Here is a 22,075-nt window from a genome sequence, read left to right as displayed (position 1 = left end):
TTTATGGCGGCGGCCAACCTCGCCGCACAGGAGAACCCATGCAAACCTGCCTGCTGATCAATGGACAACTCATCGCCGGTGAAGGCGAAACCCTGGCGGTGCTCAACCCGTCCCTGGGGGCCACGCTGGTGGAGATCCCCGAGGCCAGCCTGGCCCAGGTCGATGCCGCGGTGTGCGCTGCGGATGCGGCGTTCGACAGCTGGTCGCAGACCACCCCCAAGGACCGTTCGCTGCTGCTGCTCAAACTGGCCGATGCGATCGACGCCCACGCCCCGGAGCTGGCGCGCCTGGAAGCGGACAACTGCGGCAAGCCCTACGCGGCGGCACTCAACGACGAGCTGCCGGGCGTGGCCGACGTGTTCCGCTTCTTTGCCGGTGCCAGCCGCTGCCTGCAAGGCAGTGCCGCCGGCGAGTACCTGGAAGGGCACACCTCGATGATCCGCCGCGACCCGGTGGGCGTGGTGGCCTCCATCGCACCGTGGAACTACCCGCTGATGATGGCCGCCTGGAAGCTCGGGCCGGCCCTGGCCGCAGGCAATACCGTGGTGCTCAAGCCGTCCGAGCAGACGCCGCTGACCACCCTCAAGCTGGCGCAACTGATGGCGGAGATTTTCCCGGCAGGCGTGGTGAACGTGGTCTTCGGCCGCGGCCCGAGTGTCGGCAAGCCCCTGACCGGGCACCCCAAGGTACGCATGGTGTCGTTGACCGGCTCGGTGGCCACGGGCAGCCGCATCATCGCCGGCACCGCCGACAGCGTGAAACGCATGCACATGGAGCTGGGCGGCAAGGCCCCGGTGATCGTGTTCGATGATGCCGATATCGATGCCGTGGTCGAAGGCGTGCGCAGCTTCGGCTTCTACAATGCCGGCCAGGACTGCACCGCCGCCTGCCGCCTGTATGTGCAGAAGGGCGTGTACGCGGCGTTCGTGAAGAAGCTCGGCGAGGCGGTGGCCAGCATCCGCTACGGCCTGCAGGACGACCCTGACACCGAGCTCGGGCCGCTGATCACCCAGCAGCATCTGGAGCGCGTGGAAGGCTTTGTGCAGCGCGCCCGCGAGCAGTCGCACATCGAGGTGGTGACCGGTGGCCAGCGTGTCGCCGGGCCAGGGTTCTTCTTCGAGCCGACCGTACTTGCCGGCGCCCGGCAGGACGACGAGGTGGTGCGCCATGAGATCTTCGGCCCGGTAGTCACGGTCACCGCCTTCGACGACGAGGCCCAGGCCCTGGCGTGGGCCAACGATTCGGACTACGGCCTGGCCTCCTCGGTTTGGACCCGCGACGTGGGCCGCGCCCACCGTTTGGCCGCACGCCTGCAATACGGCTGCACCTGGGTCAACACGCACTTCATGCTGGTCAGCGAAATGCCCCACGGCGGCGCCAAGCTCTCCGGCTATGGCAAGGACATGTCGATGTATGGCCTGGAGGACTACACCACCGTGCGCCATGTGATGTTCAAGCACTAGTTGACGCACCAGGCCTAGCGGCCCGGTTGCCGCGAGGCGAAAGCAAGGGCAAGGCCAGGCGGCCTTGCCCTTTTTTCATCGCCGCCTGCCTGGCGTCACAGCGGCACGTACTTCAAGCCGTACCGGGACAGCTGGAAGGCCATTTCCGACAGGTCCGGCAGGCGTCGCTTGTCCAGCCATGGCCAGCTGGCGCGTTCGATATAGATGAACTCACCGTCCCTTGCGATGGGCGTGTAGTGCAGCGCCAGGTCCTTGCTGCGGTGCACCAGGGTCATCTTGCCGTCGATGTCCTTGAAGCCGAACGCCCCCGGTTTGGCCAGCCGGCTTTCCAGCGTGCCCGAGGCCGAGGGCGGCTGGGCAATCGGCACCTGCAGGCGCAGGTCGCCCTGCACGCGGGTTTCGCGGATACCGTCGTCCACTGCGTAAAGCCCCGGGTCGCGGCCCACGCTTGCGCTGCTGCCGATTTCGATGTCCTCGACGCGCACACCGATCACACCTTGCAGTTCGCTGACCCCGGGCACGCTCTCGAAGGTGTTGGCGTGGGTGTTGCCCATCAGTGCAACCCATTTGCCGGCGCCATGGGCAGCCTGGTCGGCAGCGATCACGCGGTGGGCGAAGAAGTTCATCATCTTCTGGCGAATCGCGGGTGGTCGGGGGCCCATCCATGCCTGGCGGTAACTGGCCATGCAATCGATGGCCTGTATCCGGATGCCCTGTTTCTGCGCGCTCCTGAGCACCTGCATGAAGGTGTAGCGCTGGGCGGGGTCGGTGTGCCAGCCGCGGTCCAGATCGGTCACGTAGGTCTTGAGTGCCTGGGGCATCTGCCCGGTCTGGTTGAACAGGTCCAGGTCGGCCTGCTGGAAGTCGGTCATCAGGTGCTCCATGTACAGCACCCGCACCTTCTGCTGCTTGAGCAGGGCCATGTTCTCGATCAGAAACTGCTTGCTGCCCAGTTGTGAATGGGCTTCGCCGACCACCAGGCCCTCGCTGTTTTCGTACACGCTGCGAATGATCTGCCTGGCGCTGGCATCGGCAGCCAATGTTGGCAGCGGTGGCCGCTGCGGCAGGCTTGCGGTGCTGAAAAACGCTTCGGCGTCGTCGACCAGCAGGTCGCGCAAGGTGCGAAATTGCGCGTAGGCCTGTTCGCGGGCGGGGTTGTTGGGGGAGAACGTGCGCCCGCTCAGGTTCGACTCCTCGCCACCGTTGGAGGCCTTGAGCAATTCGGGCTGCAGCGCCTTGTCGACTTCATAGGGGGTGGGCACGCGTTCCGGGCCGGGCGCGGGTACCTGGGCCTGGCCCCAGAGCTTGAGGCGAAAGCGTGGCGCCCCGCCTTTCAGACCCTGCTCCAGCGGTTGCCATACGCCTTCGTCGTTCAGGCCAATGGGCACGTTGCGGTAGAACGAGTAGGGGTTCTGCGGGTCGACCACCGCCCATGAACGCAGCTCGCCGATGTAGCGCACGTGGTAGGGGAACCCGTCTATCTGGGCATAGAAGCCGTCGTCCAGGGTGTAGATACCCTGGAATTTGCCGCTGCCGGTGGCGTGCCCGTCCAGCAGCACGTTGGTTTCGAACGGGGCCAGCAGTTGCGAGCGCTCGGCCGGTATCAGCGGCGCAGGCGCCCACTCGGCGAGTTCCGCCGGGGTGGCCATTGGCGTGTGTTCGGGCTCGACGGGTGCAGTGTGCGTGCCCGCGTCCAGGCTGGGTTCGATCTCGGCGATTTCACCGGTGACGGCCGGGCCCGCGAGCAGGGTGGCATTGAACAGCGTGTTGATGGCCGCCAGCACGGCGCCGATCACGCCGGCCTTGCGTTGGGCAGTGGTGTGCCCGTTGACCGCCTGATCGATGTTCAGGCCGGTTTCGGCCAGCCCGGCGCCCACGGCAGCCAGCGCTACCGGCCAGTCGACCGCGGCCATGGCACTGGCGAACGTGCCGAAGGCCTTGAGGTAGCCGATCCACAGTTGCTTGCGCAGGTCGGCGTTGGAGCGCAGCGAGAAGTGCGCATCGTCGATCATGCGCTGACGCGCTGCATCGCGCAGGTGGGTGAACCCGTCGCCATGCACGGTCGTGTTCGACTGGTTGAGTGCGTCGTGACCGTTGCCGCCCCAGTTGTTGAACAGCACGTCGATCAGGTGCTCGAGCCCCACCGCGCTGGCTTTTTCGCCGCGGTCCGCAAGGGCGAAGTGGGTCATGAAGCGTGCGCGGTTCTGCGCCGCATTGGTGTTGTGCAGCACCCACCAGTACAGCTCGCTGTGGTTGGCGAACAGGTGCAGGGCGTCGACCTCGCCCGGGATGTAGAGCAACTGGTAACCGTCGTCGAGTTCCACCCGCAGGATATCGGTGGCCACATGGCCGCCGATGTCGAAGGTGCACAGGCGCACCCCCGCCACCGGCCTGGCCTGTTGTTGCAACTGGCTCAGCGAGGGCGGCCAGCTGGCGTCACCGGCCAGGGCAGTGGCCACCCGCCGCAAGCGTGCCAGGCGGGCGGGGTCGGTCTGGTGCGCGCAGGTTTCGAGCACCTTGCTCAGGAAGTTGGCCTTGGCCAGGGTGCGGAAGTTGTCCGAATGACGGGCCCAGAAGCGGGTCAGGTCCTGGTGGAAGGCGCTGCAGAAGTCGACCTTCCACAGCTCGTCGAGTACCTCGCGCGGAGCCATCGGCACTTCATCGCGCTCATCGAACAGGCCTGTACCCGGCCCGCGGCTGTAGAAGCCGGTGCGGTAGCCGAGCAGGTCGGCGTTGTCCTGGTCGTTGACATCGAACCGCTGCATCACCAGTTGCGGCAGTGTCAGCGATTCGCTGGGCGGGCCGAGGTGTTCCCAGCCGCTGAAGGTGCGCGGGCTGCTATGCGCGGTGTTGAACCGGTGCAGGTACACCGCGTCCGGGTCCAGCGTGCTGCGGGTGTGTTTCTTCAGGATATGGCTGGCGATTTCGCGGGCCATCTGGCGCATGTCGGGGCAATGCTTGACCAGTTGTCGGGCCAGGTTCTGCAGCTGTTCGTGGTCGTGGGTCTGTTGGGCGGTCAGGGGCATGGCGGTACTTCCGTGTCAGGGGCGAGGGGCCAGCTTGGCCGGGGGCGGCGAGCAGCGTGCGGTAAGTAAGTAGTGCGGGCCGCCCAGCCAGCCCGGCCCGCTCAGGCAGCAAGCAAAGCTGGGCGGCGCCGTTACAGGGGCACGAAGGTCAGCCCGTTGGATGTCACCAGGGTCGACAGTTGCGCCAGGCTTGGCATGCGGCGCTTGTCCACGCGTGGCCAGCTCGCCCGATCGATGTAGTAGAACGTGCCGTCCCGTTGGATGGGGGTGTAGTGCAGCGTCAGGTCCTTGCTGCGGTGGATCATCTGCAAGGTCCCCTCCACCTGGGTGAAACTGAAGGAGCCGACAGCGCGCAGCTTTTCTTCCAGGGTGCGTGCCACGCCGTGTGCGGGAGCAATGGGCACCTGCAGCAGCAGGTCGCATTTGACCGCCGCCAGGTTGGCCGACTGGTCGGGTTGGATACCGGGGTCCACGCCGAATCGAACAGGCAGCCCGCACTCGATGTCTTCGATGCGCAGGCCGATGGCGCCCTGCAGCTCGGCAAGCCCTGGCACGCCGTCAAACGTGTTGGTGTGGGTGTTGCCCACGAAGGCGATCCACCTGCTGGGGTGCAGGGCCTGGTCTGCTGCAATGACCCGATGGGCAAAGAAGTTCATCATCTGTTGGCGGATCGGGCCCGGCGGGGTGGCCAGCCAGGCCTGACGATAGCTGGCCATGCAGTCGATGGCCTGGAGGCGGACCTGGTTGGCCTGTGCGGTGAGCATCACCTGCTGGAAGGTATAGCGTCCGCTGCTGTCGGTGGCCTGGCTTCGGTCCAGTTCGGCCACATAGTCGCGCAGGTGCTGGCTCATGTTGCCTGTGCGGTTGAACGCATCGAGGTCGGCCTGGTGAAAGTCCGTCAGCAGATGCTCCAGGTACAGCACCTTGACCTTCTGCTTGCGCAGTTGCGCCATGTTGTCGATCAGAAAGCGTTTGCTGCCCAGGTGTGCGTGGCATTCGCCGATCACCACGCCGTCGCAGCGGGAGTAGCAACCACGCAGGATCTGCTTGGGCGCCGGGTTGCTTTCGAACAGCGGCAGTTGCGGGCGTGGCGGCAGCTCCACCGTGCTCAGATACTCCTTGGCATCGTTCAGCAGCTTGCTGCGCAGCTTGCGAAACAGGTCGCAGGCTTCTTCCAGGTGTGGCTGATTGGCCCGATAGGTAATGCCGCTGAGCTGTTCGTCATCCACCGAACGCAGCTGTGCCTGCTGGCGCGGGAGCAGCTCGTAGGGCGTGGGGATACGTTCGGCAGGGGGTGGCGCGTAGTCGCTGCGGCCCCACAGTTTCAGGCGAAAGCGCGGTGTACCCCCCAGAAGGCGGCCCTGTGCGACGGGCTCCCACTGCTGTTGCGCAGTGAGCCGGATGGGCACGTTGCGGTAGAACGAAAAGGGCGCATTCGGGTCGATCACCACCCAGCTCTTGAGCTCGCCCACGTACCGCACCTGGTAGGCGAAATCGCCGATCGCTACATAGAAACCGTCGGCCAGCGAGTAGATGCCCTGCATCTTGCCAACCCCGGGTTTTTCGCCATCGAGCAGGGCATTGGTCTCGAAGGTGGCCAGGCGCTGGGAAGCCGGTGTCGGTCGCAGGGGGGCGGGCACCTGGGCGTCAATATCCTCGGCAGTGGCAAGGGGTTCGTCCTCGGCCTCCACATAGGGCTCGGCGACGGCGGGCACCTCGCCGTCGACCCGTATCGCTTCACCGGTCTCCTCGCCGAGCAGCGTCGCGTTGAACAGCGTGTCGATGGAGGCCAGTACGGCGCCGATGACGCCCGCCTGGCGCTCGGCAGTGGTGTGGCCGTTGATCGCCTCGTCGATGGACAGGCCGGTCTCGCCAAGCCCTGCGCCCACGGCAGCCAGTGCAACCGGCCAGTCGAAGGCGGCCATTGCCCCGGCGAACCGGGTAAAGGCATGCAGGTCCGCCACCCACATCTGTTTGCGCAGGTCGGCGTTGGAGCGCAGGGCGAAGTGCGCGTCGTCGCTCATGCGCTGTCGCGCCGCATCGCGCAGGTAGCTGAATGCATCCTGCTCGACCGGCTTGTCCAGCAGGTTGATGGCATCGTGTGCGCTGCCGGCCCAGTTGGAGAACAGCAGGTCGATCAGATGCTCGAGCCCGACCCCGGCGGGGTTTTCGGCATGGCTGGACAACGCGAAGTGGGCCATCAGGCGCGCGCGGTTATCTGCGGCATTGGTGTTCTGCAGCACCCACCAGTAAAGCTGCGCAGGGTTGGCAAACAGGTGCACGGCCGTGACCTCGCCGGGCATGTACAGCACCTGGTAGCCATCGGGCAGCACGGCACGCAGCATGTCGCTGGCGACGTAGCCGCCGATGTCGAAGGCATGCAGGCGCACCCCCTGGTCGGGAACATGCGTTTGCTGCAGTTGTTCGAGGGTGGGCGGCCAGTCGGTGACGCCGGCCAGTGCCCGGGCCAGCAGGCGGTAGCGTTTGCGCTGTTCGGGCAGGTCTGCGTGTTCGCAGGCTTCCACCACCTTGCTCAGGAAGTTGGCCTTGGCCATGCTGCGAAACGCCTCTGCACTGTCGGCCCAGAACGCCTGCATCTTCTGTTTGAAGACCGAGCTGAAGTCGATCTGCCAGAAGTAGCGCAGCACATCGGCCGGTGCCATGGGGACTTCGTTGCGTTCATCGAACACCCCGGCATGCGCGCCTTCGCGGTAGAAGCCGGTGCGGTAGCCGAGCAGGTCGGCGTTGTCCTGGTCGTTGGCGTCGAAGCGCTGCATCACCAGTTGCGGCAACGTCAGCGACTGGTAGGGCAGCTCACGGTGCTCCCAGCCGCTGAAGCTTCTGGGGTTGGACTGGGCCGCCTTGAAACGGTGCAGGTACACGGTGTCCGGATCGAGGCTGCTGCGGGCGAACTTCTTCAGGGCGTCGACGGCCACCTCACGGGCCATCTGGCGCATGTCCGGGCAGTTGACGACGAGCTGGCGCGCAATGTCCTGAAGCTGCGCGCGTTGTGGGTTGGGGGGCTGGGGCATGGCGATCCTTCCTTGGTCTGGGCCATGGCAGGATGGGCTGGCTCCAGCGGGCAGGTGCGGTAGATAGTGCTGCGCGGGTGGGTGCGGCATCGTGTGCCGCTGCCGGGGCAACTCTTCACTTAAAGTTTCGCAAATGCAGGTGTATCGTATTCGCCCTTACCGCCAGCCCGGTCATGGCTGGCAGGCTGTTTTCGCGATACGAGGTGCCTGTTCCGATGTCCTTTACCCGTCGACAAATGCTCAAGGGGCTGACTGGCCTGGTGGTGGTTGGCCTGGGCGCCGGGGGCGCCGCACGTTACTGGATGGGCAAGGTCGAGGACGAGCAGGCCGGGCATGACTATGAACTGATCGCCGCGCCGCTGGACGTCGAGCTGGTGGCCGGGCACACCACCCAGGCCTGGGCGTTCGGCCCGTCCGCGCCGGGCACCGAGCTACGGGTGCGCCAGGGGCAGTGGCTGCGGGTGCGGTTCATCAACCACCTGCCGGTGGCCACCACCATCCACTGGCACGGTATCCGCCTGCCGCTGGAAATGGACGGCGTGCCCTACGTGTCGCAGCTGCCGGTGCTGCCGGGCGAGTACTTCGACTACAGGTTCCGCGTGCCGGATGCCGGCAGCTTCTGGTACCACCCCCACGTCAACAGCAGCGAAGAGCTGGGCCGCGGCCTGGTCGGCCCGCTGATCGTGGAGGAGCGCGAGCCCACCGGTTTCAAGCACGAGCGCACGCTGAGCCTGAAGAACTGGCACGTGGACGAGCAGGGCAACTTCGTCGAGTTCAGCGTGCCGCGCGAAGCGGCCCGTGGCGGCACCGCAGGGCGCCTGATCACCATCAACGGGCAGCCCGACGCGGTGGTGGAAATGCCCGCCGGGCAGATCGTGCGGGTGCGCCTGCTGAACCTGGACAACACCCTGACCTACCGCATCAACCTCAAGGGCGACTTCGAGGCGCGTATCTATGCGCTGGATGGCAACCCGATCACCCCGCGCCCATTGGGCAAGGACTACTGGCTGGGCCCCGGCATGCGCATCTGCCTGGCCATCCGCATGCCGGCAGCCGGTGAGGAGCTGTCGCTGCGCGACGGCTCGGTGCGCCTGGGCACCCTGCGTTCGGTGGCCAGCAGCGAGGCACCGGGCGACTGGCCACCGGCGCTGCCGGCCAACCCTATCGCCGAGCCGGACCTGGCCAACGCCGAGAAGATCAACTTCAATTTCGAGTGGGTAGGCTCGGTGTCGGTCAATACCGAGAACGGCAAGCCGCCAAGCCTGTGGCAGATCAACGGGCAGGCCTGGGACATCACCGACAAGACCTGTTCCGACCGGCCGATTGCCACCTTGAAGAAGGGCAAGAGCTACATCTTCGAGCTCAAGAACATGACCCAGTACCAGCACCCGATCCACCTGCACGGCATGAGTTTCAAGGTGCTCAGCTCCAATCGCCACAAGATCCCGGAGCAGTACTTCACCGACACCTACCTGCTGGGCAAGAACGAGCGGGCGCAGGTGGCGCTGGTGGCGGATAACCCCGGCACCTGGATGTTCCATTGCCACGTGATCGATCACATGGAAACCGGCCTGATGGCCGCCATCGAGGTGGCGTGATGCGTCAGCCGCAGATCATCGACCGCAGCCGCGACCAGCACTTCATGCGCCTGGCGCTGGAGCTGGCGGCGCAGGGGGCTGCATTGGGCGAGGTGCCGGTGGGCGCGGTGCTGGTGCAGCACGGCGAGGTGATCGGGCAGGGCTTCAACTGCCCGATCAGCGGCAGCGACCCCAGCGCGCACGCCGAAATGGTGGCCATTCGCGCGGCGGCGCAGGCGGCCAGCAACTACCGGCTGCCGGGCAGCACGCTGTATGTGACGCTGGAGCCGTGCAGCATGTGCGCCGGGCTGATCGTGCATTCGCGGGTCAACCGCGTGGTGTTCGGGGCCCTGGAGCCCAAGGCCGGGATCGTGCAGAGCCAGGGGCAATTCTTTACCCAGGGGTTTCTGAACCACCGGGTGCTGTTCGAGGGCGGGGTGCTGGCCGAGGAGTGCGGGGCGATTCTGACCGAGTTCTTCAGGGCTCGGCGGGCCAAGGCCTGATAACCGTGGTGTGACCATCGCGGGTCAAGCCCGCTCCCCCGTTGTTGCGGGAGCGGGCTTGGCCCGCGATACAGGCGCTGCAAACTAGAGCGGCGGCGAAGCGTCGGCCGGCTTGGTCTTGTTGACCCCCGGCACATGCAGGTTGCCCTCGGCCACCTGGCTGCCCTCCAGCTGCGGCTGGGTCACCCAGGTCAGGATGTCGTAGTAGCGCCGGATGTTGGCCACGAAATGTACCGGCTCGCCGCCACGGGCATAGCCGTAGCGGGTCTTGCTGTACCACTGCTTCTGCGACAGGCGCGGCAGCATCTTCTTCACGTCCAGCCACTTGTTCGGGTTCAGCCCCTCGCGCTTGGCCAGCTTGCGTGCATCGTCCAGGTGGCCGCTGCCCACGTTGTAGGCGGCCAGGGCAAACCAGGTGCGGTCCGGCTCCTCGATGTCGTCATCGAGCTCCTTCTTCACATGCATGAAGTACTTGGCCCCGCCCTCGATGCTCTGGCGCGGGTCGAGCCGGTTGGACACGCCCATGGCCTGGGCGGTGCGCTGGGTCAGCATCATCAGCCCGCGCACGCCGGTCTTGGAGGTGACCTCGGCCTGCCACATCGACTCCTGGTAACCGATCGCCGCCAGCAGGCGCCAGTCCACCTGTTCCTTCTTGGCCGAGGTCTTGAAGTGGTTCTCGTAGCGCGGCAGGCGCTGCTGCAGGTGCTGGGCGAAGGTGTAGGCGCCGACATAGCCGAGCACGTCCACGTGGCCGTAGTAGCGGTCCTTGAGCCGTTGCAGGGTGCCGTTCTTGTGCACCTTGTCGATGAATTCGTTGATTTCGTTGAGCAGGCTGTTGTCTTCGCCGGCCGCCACCGCCCAGCGCTGGTCGCGCCCGTCGCCCAGGTCGAAGGCGACCCGCACGTTGGGGAAGTACACCTGGTTCATCGCCACTTCGTTGGAGTCGACCAGGGTCAGGTCGATCTGGCCCTCGTCGACCATGCGCAGCAGGTCGACCACCTCGACCTGGTCGGATTCTTCATATTGCAGGGCCGGGTACTGTTTTTTCAGCTCTGCCAGCTGTTCGGCATGGCTGCTGCCCTTGAGTACCAGAATGCGCTTGCCGACCAGGTCGCCGGCGTCGGTGGGGCGGGGCTTGCCGTTGCGGTAGATGATCTGCGGGGTGACTTCGAGATACGGGTGGGAAAAACGTACCTGCTGCTTGCGCTGCTCGCTGCTTACCAGGCCCGCTGCCGCCAGCACCGGGCCGTTCGGCTGGCCGAGCTGGTTGAACAGGTCGTCGAGGTTGTCGGCGGTCTCGATCTGCAGCTTCACGCCCAGGTCGTCGGCAAAGCGCTGGACCAGCTCGTACTCGAAGCCGGTTTCGCCGTTGCGGTCCTGGAAGTAGGTGGCCGGGCTGTTGCGGGTGATCACGCGCAGCACGCCGTCCTCCTTGACACGCTCCAGGGTGCTGGGTTTTTCAACACAGGCACCGAGCATCAGGAAGAGTCCGGTTGCGATGAGCCATTTGGCACAACGCTGGCGCAAAGCAGTCTGGGCAAACATAGGGTGCAGTATACGCAAAGGACCTGCCGCGCCATATCTCGACAACATCCGGCTTGTCTGCTAGCACAGCCCGATAAAACCGCGTCGGGACGGGTTTTTGTCATCTCGTGAAGCACTCTTGTCGGCTTGCCGACATTCGGCCTGTCGCCGATGCAGCGTTTCGGGTGCCGTCGGCGGCGGTTTAGGCTAGAATGCACGGCCTCTAAGCACACCCCCTTCCTGAGGCTGTCCCGACGATGTTGATCCTGCGCGGCGCTCCTGCCCTTTCTGCCTTTCGCCACGGTAAATTACTCGAGCAACTGAGCCAGAAAGTCCCCGCTGTTAGTGGTTTGTACGCTGAATTCGCCCATTTCGCCGAGGTTGACGGCGAGCTGAGTGCCGACCAACAGCATGTGCTCGCGCGCCTGCTCAAGTACGGCCCGAGCGTGCCGGTACAGGAGCCCAGCGGTCGCCTGTTCCTGGTCATGCCGCGTTTCGGCACCATCTCGCCCTGGTCGAGCAAGGCCAGCGACATCGCCCACAACTGCGGCCTGGAGAACGTCAAGCGCCTGGAGCGTGGTACTGCCTTCTATGTCGGCGGTGAACTGAGCGAGGCCGATGTGGCCGCCGTCGCCGAGCTGCTGCACGACCGCATGACCCAGATCGTGCTGGGCAGGCTCGAAGAGGCCGCCGGCCTGTTCAGCCATGCCGAACCCAAGCCGCTGACCGCCGTCGACATCCTCGGCGGTGGCCGCGCCGCGCTGGAAAAAGCCAACGTCGAGCTGGGCCTGGCCCTGGCCGAAGACGAGATCGACTACCTGGTCACCAGCTTCCAGGGCCTCAAGCGCAACCCGCACGACATCGAACTGATGATGTTCGCCCAGGCCAACTCCGAGCACTGCCGCCACAAGATCTTCAACGCCAGTTGGGATATCGACGGCCAGAGCCAGGAAAAAAGCCTGTTCGGCATGATCAAGAACACGTACCAGATGCACAGCGAAGGCGTGCTGTCCGCTTACAAGGACAACGCCTCGGTGATCGTCGGTTCCACCGCCGGGCGCTTCTTCCCGAACCCTGAAACCCGCCAGTACGGCGCGGTGCAGGAGCCGGTGCACATCCTGATGAAGGTCGAGACCCACAACCACCCGACCGCCATCGCGCCGTTCCCGGGGGCCTCTACCGGTTCCGGCGGCGAGATCCGCGACGAAGGTGCCACCGGTCGCGGCGCCAAGCCCAAGGCCGGCCTGACCGGCTTCACCGTGTCCAACCTGCAGATCCCGGGCTTCGAACAGCCTTGGGAAAAGCCCTACGGCAAGCCGGAGCGCATCGTCACCGCGCTGGACATCATGATCGAAGGCCCGCTGGGCGGCGCGGCGTTCAACAATGAATTCGGGCGCCCGGCACTGACCGGTTACTTCCGTACCTTCGAGCAGTCGATCAACACCCCCCATGGCGAAGAAGTGCGCGGTTACCACAAGCCGATCATGCTCGCCGGCGGCATGGGCAACATCCGCGAAGGCCATGTGCAGAAGGGCGAGATCACCGTCGGCGCCAAGCTGATCGTGCTCGGCGGCCCGGCCATGCTGATCGGCCTGGGCGGCGGTGCTGCCTCGTCGATGGCCACCGGCGCCAGCTCTGCCGACCTCGATTTCGCCTCGGTACAGCGCGAAAACCCGGAAATGGAACGCCGCTGCCAGGAGGTCATCGACCGCTGCTGGCAGCTGGGCGATGCCAACCCCATCGCGTTCATCCATGACGTCGGCGCGGGCGGCCTGTCCAACGCCTTCCCCGAGCTGGTCAACGACGGCGGCCGTGGCGGTCGTTTCGAGCTGCGCAACGTGCCCAACGACGAGCCGGGCATGGCGCCGCTGGAAATCTGGAGCAACGAGTCCCAGGAACGCTACGTGCTGGCGGTCGACGCCAAGGACCTGGAGCGTTTCACCGCCATCTGCGAACGCGAGCGCTGCCCGTTCGCAGTGGTCGGCGAAGCCACTGCCGAACCGCAACTGACCGTCACCGACAGCCACTTCGGCAACAGCCCGGTGGACATGCCGCTGGAAGTGCTGCTGGGCAAGGCCCCGCGCATGCACCGTTCGGTCAGCCGCGAAGCCGAGCTGGGCGATGATTTCGACCCGAGCACCCTGGACCTCGCCGACTCGGTACAGCGCGTGCTGCGCCACCCGGCCGTGGCCAGCAAGAACTTCCTGATCACCATCGGTGACCGCACCATCACCGGCCTGGTCGCCCGCGACCAGATGGTCGGTCCATGGCAGGTCCCGGTGGCCGACGTGGCCGTCACCGCCACCAGCTTCGACGTGTACACCGGCGAAGCCATGGCCATGGGCGAGCGCACCCCGCTGGCCCTGCTCGACGCCCAGGCGTCCGGGCGCATGGCGATCGGCGAGACCCTGACCAACATGGCGGCCTCGCGCATCGGCAAGCTGTCCGACATCAAGCTGTCGGCCAACTGGATGTCGGCTGCCGGCCACCCCGGTGAAGACGCGCGCCTGTACGACGCGGTCAAGGCCGTGGGCATGGAACTGTGCCCCGAGCTGGGCCTGACCATTCCGGTGGGCAAGGACTCGATGTCCATGAAGACCCGCTGGGAAGATGAAGGTCGCGAGAAGACCGTGACCTCGCCGATGTCGCTGATCGTGACCGGCTTTGCCCCGGTTACCGACATCCGCAAGACCCTGACCCCGCAACTGCGCATGGACAAGGGCGAAACCGACCTGATCCTGATCGACCTGGGTCGCGGCCAGAACCGCATGGGCGCCTCGATCCTGGCCCAGACCCACGGCAAGCTCGCCAGCCAGGCACCGGACGTCGACGACGCCGAAGACCTCAAGGCGTTCTTCGCGGTGATCCAGGGCCTGAACGCCGACGGTCACCTGCTGGCCTACCACGACCGCTCCGACGGCGGCCTGCTGGCCACCGCGCTGGAAATGGCCTTCGCCGGCCATTGCGGGCTGAACCTGGAACTGGACACCCTGACCGGCAAGCGCGAGAAAGTCGCGGCCATCCTCTTCAACGAAGAGCTGGGTGCGGTGATCCAGGTGCGCCAAGACGCCACCCCGGACGTGCTGGCCCAGTTCAGCGCTGCCGGCCTTGGCGAAGACTGCGTGGCGGTGATCGGCAAGCCGGTCAATTGTGCCGACGTGGCCATCAGCCTGAACGGCGAAGTGCTGTTCACCGGCGACCGCCGCCTGCTGCAGCGCCAGTGGGCCGAGACCAGCTACCAGATCCAGCGCCTGCGCGACAACGCCGACTGCGCCGACCAGGAATTCGACGGCCTGCTCGAGGAAGACAACCCGGGCCTGAGCGTCAAGCTGGGCTTCGACGTCAACCACGACATCGCAGCGCCTTACATCAAGAAGGGCATTCGCCCACAGGTGGCGGTACTGCGTGAGCAGGGCGTCAACGGCCAGGTGGAAATGGCTGCGGCGTTCGACCGTGCCGGCTTCAACGCCATCGACGTGCACATGAGCGATATCCTCGCCGGTCGCGTCGACCTGAACGAGTTCAAGGGCATGGTTGCCTGCGGCGGCTTCTCCTACGGTGACGTGCTGGGTGCCGGTGAAGGCTGGGCCAAGTCGGCGCTGTTCAACAGCCGCGCCCGCGACGCCTTCCAGGGCTTCTTCGAGCGTAGCGACAGCTTCACCCTGGGTGTGTGCAACGGTTGCCAGATGATGTCCAACCTGCACGAGCTGATCCCGGGCAGCGAGTTCTGGCCGCACTTCGTGCGTAACCGCTCCGAGCAGTTCGAGGCGCGCGTGGCGATGGTCCAGGTGCAGGAGTCCAACTCGATCTTCCTGCAGGGCATGGCCGGTTCGCGCATGCCGATCGCCATTGCGCACGGTGAAGGGCATGCCGAGTTCGCCAGCGAAGAGGCACTGCTGGAAGCCGACCTGTCCGGTTGCGTGGCCCTGCGTTTCGTCGACAACCACGGCAAGGTCACCGAGACCTACCCGGCCAACCCGAACGGTTCGCCGCGCGGGATCACCGGCCTGACCAGCCGCGACGGGCGCGTCACCATCATGATGCCGCACCCTGAGCGGGTATTCCGTGCGGTGCAGAACTCGTGGCGCCCGGATGACTGGAACGAAGACGCCGCCTGGATGCGCATGTTCCGCAACGCGCGGGCCTGGGTGAACTGAGGGTGTTCAAACTCGCCTTCTTCGTGCCGCCCAGCCATGTGGAGCAGGTCAAGGCCGCTGTGTTCGCCGCCGGTGGCGGACGCATCGGCGCCTACGACAGCTGTGCGTGGCAGGTGCTGGGCCAGGGCCAGTTCCGTCCGTTGAGCGGCAGCCAGCCGTTCATCGGGCAGAGCGGGGTGGTCGAGCAGGTCGAGGAGTGGCGGGTCGAGCTGGTGGTGGACGATGCGCTGGTGGGGCCGGTAGTCGCGGCCCTGAAGGCGAGCCACCCCTACGAGACCCCGGCCTACGAGGTCTGGCAGCTCGCTGATTTCTGATTGGCAGGTCTGCCTCTTCGCCGGCAAGGCCGGCTCCTACAGGGTTCATGTGCGACGCAACACCCTGTAGGCGCCGGCCTTGCCGGTGAAGAGGTCCGATCAGGCAACCTCCATCGTCTGTTCCTGCTTGCGCTGCACCCCCGCACACGCCAGCAACCCCACTTCAAACAGTATCCACATCGGCACCGCCAGCAAGGTCTGTGAAAACACGTCCGGCGGGGTCAGCAGCATGCCCACCACAAAGCATCCGACGATCACGTAAGGCCGGCTCTTGCGCAGTGTCGCCACATCCGTCACCCCCGCCCACACCACGATGAAGGTGGCCACCGGTATCTCGAACGCCAGCCCGAACGCCAGAAACAGCGCCAGGATGAAGTCCAGGTACAGGCTGATGTCGGTCATCATCGACACCCCGGCCGGGGTCACGCTGGCGAAAAAACCGAACATCATCGGAAACACCACGAAGAACGCGAAGGCCATGCCGGCATAGAACAGCACGATGCTCGATACCAGCAATGGCAAGGCGATGCGCCGTTCCTTGCGGTACATCCCCGGTGCCACGAACCCCCACACCTGGTGCAGCAGCACCGGCATGGCGACGAACAGCGCAGCCATAAGGGTCAGCTTGAAGGGCGCCAGGAACGGCGACGTCACGCTGGTCGCGATCATGCTCGCGCCTTCGGGCAGGTAACGGCGCAAGGGTTCGGACACGGCGGTATAGAGGGTCTGGGCGAACGGGAACAAACCCAGGAACACCAGCGTGACGGCCAGCAGGCAGCGCACCAGGCGCCGCCGCAGTTCGGTCAGGTGGGCAGTCAGGGGCATGCCCGCTTGGGTATCAGTCATGGGCAGGGTCCATTGGTCGAAGTCGGGGTCGGCTGCGCCTGCAGGCTCACGCCCTGGCGCAGTTCCTGTTCCAGACGCCGCAGTGGCTCGGCATCCAGCTCCTGGGTCAGTGCCTGGGTGTCGAGCTCACGCTCCACCTGTGCACGCAGCGCCCCCATGGCACGCCTGGCCTGGCCCACGCCACGCCCCACGGTGCGCATCGCCACCGGCAGGCGTTCGGGGCCCAGCACCAGCAGCGCCACCACGCCCACCAGCAGCAGTTCGGTAAAGCCGATCTCGAACATCAGCTGCGTTGTTCCGGTTGCCCCTGCTGTACCTGCTGCACCGGGGCAGGGGCGTCCGGGGTGTCGGCCTGCGGGCCGTTGCCCATGGATTTGCGAAAGCCCTGGATCGCCTCGCCCACGTCCGCGCCCAGGCCCTTGAGGCGCTTGGTGCCGAACAGCATGAACACGATCATCAACACGATAACCAGTTGCCAGATCCCGATACCGCCCATGTGAAGCACTCCAAGGTCATGAAAAAGAAGGGTTTATCCTGCCTGCGCTTTATGACGCAAAGGTGACGGGCAACGCCTTTGCCATGTGCCTGAAACATCCGCCGTGTTGACTGGCCGCTCTTTGGCAGAGGTAGCGTGACGATGGGTGGCAAGCGACAGCAGGGCGCGGCATTGCTGATGGTGCTGGTGGTGCTGGCGATGATCGCCGGTGGCCTGGCATGGCTGGTACAGGAGGGGCGCGCCCAGGTCGATGCGGTGCGCCTGGTGCAGCAGCGCGTGCAGGCGCGCGGGCTGGAGCGGGCCGGGCTGGCCTTTGCCGAGCAGGCCCTGCAAGACCCCAGTTGGCGTGCCAGCCCGCTGTTCTGGCAGGCGCTGCGTGGCCAGGCGCTGCCGTATGCGTTCGACGGCGGTTCGGCGACCCTGCGCATCCGCGACCTGCACACCTGTTTCAACGTCAACAGCCTGGTGGGCGAGGATGCCGAGCGTGCCGAACGCCAACTGCAGTACCTGCTGGGCGGCGACATGGCCGCCGCCCAGCTGGCCCAGGCCCTGGCCGACTGGATCGACAGCGATCACCAGGCGCGTCGCGAGGGCGCCGAGAACGATCATTACCTGCGCCAGTCGCCGCCGCGCCTGGCGGCCAATCAGCTGATGCTGGACATGAGCGAGTTGAACCTGCTGCTGGGCCCCGACCCGCAACGCCAGGCCCGTTACCCGCAGCTGTGTGCGTTGCCCGAAACCACGCACTGGCGGCTCAATGCGAATGCGCTGAGCCTTGAACAGTTGCCGTTGCTGGAGGCGCTGTATGAGGGAAGGATGAGCCGCTCACTGCTGAGCCGGGTGGTCACTGCACGCCCGGCCACCGGCTACCGGGATGCCGGCGCCTTGCGCCAGGCACTCGGTGCGCTGGACGATGCGACCTTCGAACGCTTGAGTGAGGGGTTGTTGCTCAACAGCGGGGACTTTCTGTTGCAGCTGGAGATCGAGCAGGACGCTCACGTGCTGCGCAGCCAGTACCAGGTACATGCCCGTGGCGTGGTGCAGTGGCATGCCCTGGTGCCGGTGCAGCAGGTGCGGGTAACCCGGCGCGAACCGCTGCCCTGGTAAGGGCAGCGGTGCCGGTCGGGTCTAGACGCCGATTTCACCGCCATCGTTGCGCTGGATCACCACTGTCGAGGCGCGTGGGCGCACGGTGGTGCCGGCGGGGGTGACGGAGGTTGCGACGTCGGTCGACGGCCAGTTCTCCGGGTGCTGGATGTTGACGAAGATCGACTTGTTGTCCGGCGTGAAGGCGATGCCAGTCACCTCGCAGCCGTTGGGGCCGACGAAGAAGCGGCGCAGGTCGACCTGGTTCTGGGCATTGATCGGCACCTGCTTGCCGCTGGCATCGACCAGGTCGGTGGGGATCACCGCCAGCATCTGGTCGTTGGTGTAGTCGGTCAGGGTCGATTCGCCGTTGTCGGTCTGGAACCACAGGATGCCGCGGCTATCGAAGCTCATCCCGTCGGGGCTGGCGAACTGGTTGAGTTCGGTCAGCCCCGAGCGGTTGATGTCGGCGCTGCCGGCGGCGTTGGCGCCGAACACGAAGATGTCCCAGGTAAAGCTCAGGTGGTCGTCGCTGTCGTGCCAGCGGATGATGTGGCCATGCTTGTTCGGCCCGCGCGGGTTGGCGTTGTCGACAGTGGCCGGGGTGCGCTTGCTGTTGTTGGTCAGGGTCAGGTACACGTCGCCGTTGAGCGGGTTGACCGTGGTCCACTCCGGACGGTCCATAGGCGTTGCGCCCAGGGCATCGGCGGCGCCACGGGTGTTGAGGATGATGCCCGGCAGGTCGGTGTACAGCGCGCCCAGGGTGGTGCCGGCCTTGGTGGTGGTGGCGACGTCCAGCAACAGCCAGTGGCCGCTGCCGTCGGCGTCGAAGCGCGCCACGTACAGTTTGCCGTCGTCCATGTACTTGGCACCGGTAGCCAGGCGGTTGCTCGGGTTGGCGTCGGCGGTGTCCCACAGGGCGGTGGAGACGAACTTGTAGAGGTACTCGTTGTTGGAGTCGTCGCCCATGTAGAACACCACCGGCTTGCCGGCTACCGGCAGCGCCGGGCAGCAGCCTTCATGGCGGAAACGCCCCAGGGCGGTGCGCTTGACCGCACGGGTGCTGGCGTCATAGGGGTCGATCTCGACGATGTAGCCGTAGGTGCTGGCTTCGTTGCGGTAGTCGTCGGTGGCCGTCGCGCCGGTGGGGTCAAGGATGAACCGGGTGAACTCGCCGTCCACTTCGCTGGCATCGCCGGCGGCACTTTCCCAGGCGTAGTTGCCCTTGCTGGTGCTCACCCCGATGCGGCGCTGATCGTCCGGCACGGCGCCGCTGGTGTTGACGAAAATTCCTGGCCAGTTCTCTTCGCAGGTGAGGTAGGTGCCCCACGGGGTGAAGCCGTTGCCACAGTTGTTGTTGGTGCCGCGGGCTTGGGTACCGGTGTTGGAGAACACGGTCTTGACGTGGTCGCTGCCGCGCAGCGGGCCGGCCAGGTCCATCAGCGTGGCGGTGGTGAAGCGGCGGTTGAGCGGGTCGTTGTCGACCACTTGCCAGCGTCCGTTGACCTTGCTCAGGCGCACCACGCCGGCGCCGTGGGCGTTGATTTCCTTGCGCACTTCCTCGGCCGGGCGCTTGCCGCTGCCGTCCACGGTCGGGCCGGCCGGGTGCAGGGCGTCGGCATCGATGTACTCGAAGTTGATGGCCAGCAGGCCGTCGTCGGAGCTGCCGTTGATGGGGAAGAAATGCATGCCGTCATGGTGCATGCCCATGGCGTTGGCCTGATCGGCGGCAGTGTTGGTGCCGTCGCTTTTCCACGGGTTGCCCGCACTGTTCAGCGGTGTACCCCAGGGCGCCAGCACGTAGGCGCTGTAGCCGTCGGCGACCACGCAGGCGTCGGTGCGCGAACCGGCGATGGAGTTGAAGCCCAGCTTGAGTTTCGGTTTCTCGGGTTCCACCGGAGGGGTCGGCTTGTGGCTCGAGCCCCCGCCGCTGTCGAAGCAGCCGCTCAGGCCTGTCCCTGCAATCATCGCGATCGCGGCACCGAGGCTGCCGCGCACCACGCTGCGGCGGCTCAGGTAGGCATCCAGGACAGTCGCCATTGGCAGGTTGCCACTGGTGTTGCGGTCCAGGTTGTCGCCGGTGTCTCGACTCATCTCTTCATATCCTTGTTGGGTGAAGTGGCTTCTACGGAAACCGGCACTGTAGAGAGCGAGTGTGATGATTGATTGGCAGTTTTGTGAACAGACCTTTAAGGAAATGAATCCTTACCATTTGATTTGGATGGGGTTTTGTACGCCCTGTCGAATAACTGCCATCAAACTGTAATCCCCTCGCCGCACTATCCGCTGCGACAGTTGATCAGCCCGAGGGCGATGGAGTAGATGGCGAGCATGTACAGACGCGATGTGTTGGGCTGGATGGGCGTTGGTGCAATGGCGCCGCTGCTGACCGCCTGTTCCAGCCTGGCCACGCGGTCGACGGCAGAGGCCGGCACGGTGGAGCTGCTGTATTTCGCCGACACCCTGGATGCGCGCCAGCCCGGCATGCCCGTGGTGCCGGCGACGCGCCTGGGGCCGGTCAGCCACCTTGGCCAGGCACCGTGGATGAGCGGTATCAATGCCCGCCAGGGGCGTGCCGAGCTCAACCCGCTGCTCGACGCCAGCCTTGCCGAAGGCGTACAGACCGGCGGGTATGCGGTGTTGGGTGCCCTGCTCGAACAGCTGCGCGAGGCGGCGGGGCGGGGCAACTGCCTGACCCTGGAAAATGGCCAGGGCTGGAACGGCAGTGGCCTGGCCTACCTGACCCAGGGCGCCAGTGGCGTGCAGGGCAGCCGGATGCTGGGCAGCGAGGTACGCGTGAGCAGCGATGAGCGGGTGCTGTGGCCGCGCCAGTGCGCCGGCCTGTATCGCCAGTACGGTCAGGCCGTGCTTGGTGCGGGGCTGGCCCCCGAACGCGCCCAGGCCCTGGGCACGCCGGCCTTCACTGTGCTGCACCGCGGCGGCGTGCGGGTGGCGGTGGTCGGCATTACCGACCCGTACGCCCGCGACCAGAACGCATCCCTCAAACAGTGGTATCAGGCGCTGCTGCCGGCCTTCGAACAGGCACGCCAGGCGGCGGACCTGGTGATCGCCCTGGCGGACGTGGGCACCGGCCCCGGGCTGTGGCTGGCCGAGCGTCTGAGCGATGCCGACCTGCTGCTGTGCGCCCGTGGCCAGGACCTGTGGCCGCAGCCTGTCTCGGTACTGCAGGCCAGCGGCAAGCAGGTGCCGGTGCTGCTGGCCGGCAACCGTGCCAGCGGCGTGTTCGCGGTGAACTGCCTGCATCGCGACGGGCGCTGGCAGTTCACCGCGCAGTTTCATCCCGCCTTCGAACACCGCCTCACGCCGACTGCCCGCGCGCGGGTCGAGCCGTTGCGCACGCAGTTGCAGCTACAGCGCGCCGGGCATGCCGCCTGGCTCGACCAACCCCTGGCACAGGCACCGCAAAACCTGTGGCGACGCGATACCCGTGGCGGCAGCTGGGACAACCTGCTGCACCAGGCGCTGGCCGATGACAGCGGGGCACCGGTGCTGTTGCCGGGGCTGCGCTACGACAGCCCGCTGGCGGCCGGCCAGCCGATCACCCGCGAACACCTGATCAGCCTCACCGGCAGCTACCCGGCCCCGGTGGTGCAGGTGCCGGCACGCCAGGTACAGCAGGTGCTGGAAAACGCTGCCGAGCAACTGTTCGGCACGCCGCTGCTGCTCGACAACAGCCAGGATTTGCCGCGCTGGTTTGGCGCGCCCTGGCAGGTCAGCTACAGCCCGGGCGGCAAACGGGTCTCCGGGGTAGCCGCACAGGATGGCCAGTGCCGCACCTTCGGCCTGCAATTCGACAGCGACGCCGGCGAGCCACTGTGGCAGCGGGTGGAAGCATGGCTGGTGCAGCAGCCACCGGGCTGGCAATTGCCGCCGCTGGCCCTGCCGCAGGTGCGTTACGTCCAGGGCCACCCTGGCTGGCACCCGCGCGGGCTGGCCAGTTGATCAGCCCGGGCCGCGTGCTCGACGGCGTGCTGTTGAGCCTGGCCGGCTGGCTGGCTGCGCAGTGCGTGCTGCTGGCCGCCCGCGAGCC

At 66.1% G+C, this 22,075-nt stretch carries 14 protein-coding genes; 7 read left to right on the top strand and 7 right to left on the bottom strand.

Annotation, left to right across the window (positions count from 1 at the left end):
• Positions 1–38: 38 nt before the first annotated feature.
• Entirely contained in the window at positions 39–1,463 is a 1,425-nt protein-coding gene (locus DN387_RS23875; RefSeq protein WP_054915058.1) for a gamma-aminobutyraldehyde dehydrogenase, read from the top strand.
• A gap of 95 nt (positions 1,464–1,558) precedes the next feature.
• On the opposite strand, the gene DN387_RS23870 is transcribed toward DN387_RS23875, so the two are convergent.
• Positions 1,559–4,489 (bottom strand): membrane-targeted effector domain-containing toxin, encoded by a 2,931-nt coding sequence (locus tag DN387_RS23870; RefSeq protein WP_054915057.1) that lies wholly within the window; start codon positions 4,487–4,489, stop codon positions 1,559–1,561.
• Positions 4,490–4,620: 131 nt separating this feature from the next.
• Positions 4,621–7,521 (bottom strand): membrane-targeted effector domain-containing toxin, encoded by a 2,901-nt coding sequence (locus DN387_RS23865; RefSeq protein ID WP_054915056.1) that lies wholly within the window; start codon positions 7,519–7,521, stop codon positions 4,621–4,623.
• A 215-nt stretch (positions 7,522–7,736) separates the two neighbouring features.
• On the opposite strand from DN387_RS23865, the gene DN387_RS23860 reads away from it, so the two are divergent.
• Positions 7,737–9,119, top strand: coding sequence for a multicopper oxidase family protein (locus tag DN387_RS23860; RefSeq protein WP_054915055.1), 1,383 nt, complete (start codon positions 7,737–7,739; stop codon positions 9,117–9,119).
• Complete coding sequence (gene tadA, locus DN387_RS23855) at positions 9,119–9,601, top strand: tRNA adenosine(34) deaminase TadA (protein ID WP_054915054.1); 483 nt, start codon at positions 9,119–9,121, stop codon at positions 9,599–9,601. The genes DN387_RS23860 and tadA overlap by 1 nt, the downstream gene beginning before the upstream one ends.
• A gap of 84 nt (positions 9,602–9,685) precedes the next feature.
• Here the strand turns inward: tadA and mltF are convergent, their stop codons facing one another.
• Positions 9,686–11,146: a membrane-bound lytic murein transglycosylase MltF gene (gene mltF, locus DN387_RS23850; protein WP_043860640.1), complete on the bottom strand. Its 1,461-nt coding sequence runs from the start codon at positions 11,144–11,146 to the stop codon at positions 9,686–9,688.
• Positions 11,147–11,382: 236 nt separating this feature from the next.
• Between mltF and purL the strand changes: the two genes are divergently transcribed.
• On the top strand, positions 11,383–15,282 hold the full coding sequence (purL, locus tag DN387_RS23845) for a phosphoribosylformylglycinamidine synthase (protein ID WP_043860639.1): 3,900 nt from the start codon (positions 11,383–11,385) through the stop codon (positions 15,280–15,282).
• Between the two features lie 2 nt (positions 15,283–15,284).
• Positions 15,285–15,596, top strand: coding sequence for a YqfO family protein (locus DN387_RS23840; protein WP_054915053.1), 312 nt, complete (start codon positions 15,285–15,287; stop codon positions 15,594–15,596).
• Between the two features lie 99 nt (positions 15,597–15,695).
• On the opposite strand, the gene tatC is transcribed toward DN387_RS23840, so the two are convergent.
• From tatC to tatA, 3 genes are read right to left on the bottom strand one after another with little or no spacing between them, the layout of a single operon-like run.
• Positions 15,696–16,442, bottom strand: coding sequence for a twin-arginine translocase subunit TatC (gene tatC / locus DN387_RS23835; RefSeq protein ID WP_054915052.1), 747 nt, complete (start codon positions 16,440–16,442; stop codon positions 15,696–15,698).
• Complete coding sequence (tatB, locus tag DN387_RS23830) at positions 16,439–16,726, bottom strand: Sec-independent protein translocase protein TatB (RefSeq protein ID WP_054915051.1); 288 nt, start codon at positions 16,724–16,726, stop codon at positions 16,439–16,441. The genes tatC and tatB overlap by 4 nt, the downstream gene beginning before the upstream one ends.
• Complete coding sequence (tatA, locus tag DN387_RS23825) at positions 16,726–16,938, bottom strand: twin-arginine translocase TatA/TatE family subunit (protein WP_043860635.1); 213 nt, start codon at positions 16,936–16,938, stop codon at positions 16,726–16,728. Before tatA ends, tatB begins: the two co-directional genes overlap by 1 nt.
• Before the next feature lie 141 nt (positions 16,939–17,079).
• Here tatA and gspK point away from each other — a divergent pair, with 141 nt between their 5' ends.
• Positions 17,080–18,045, top strand: a complete 966-nt coding sequence (gene gspK / locus DN387_RS23820) for a type II secretion system minor pseudopilin GspK (RefSeq protein WP_054915050.1) — start codon at positions 17,080–17,082, stop codon at positions 18,043–18,045.
• A gap of 21 nt (positions 18,046–18,066) precedes the next feature.
• Here gspK and DN387_RS23815 read toward each other — a convergent pair whose 3' ends face one another.
• Complete coding sequence (locus DN387_RS23815; protein ID WP_054915049.1) at positions 18,067–20,118, bottom strand: PhoX family phosphatase; 2,052 nt, start codon at positions 20,116–20,118, stop codon at positions 18,067–18,069.
• A 228-nt stretch (positions 20,119–20,346) separates the two neighbouring features.
• Between DN387_RS23815 and DN387_RS23810 the strand changes: the two genes are divergently transcribed.
• Positions 20,347–21,987, top strand: a complete 1,641-nt coding sequence (locus tag DN387_RS23810; protein WP_054915048.1) for a hypothetical protein — start codon at positions 20,347–20,349, stop codon at positions 21,985–21,987.
• The last annotated feature ends 88 nt before the right edge of the window (positions 21,988–22,075 follow it).

This window comes from Pseudomonas sp. FBF18, from assembly GCF_024261405.1.
In the GTDB taxonomy this organism is placed as follows: domain Bacteria; phylum Pseudomonadota; class Gammaproteobacteria; order Pseudomonadales; family Pseudomonadaceae; genus Aquipseudomonas; species Aquipseudomonas palmensis.
The sequence above is the reverse complement of the archived record's forward strand: the minus strand, read 5'-3'. Positions and strand labels throughout refer to the sequence as shown.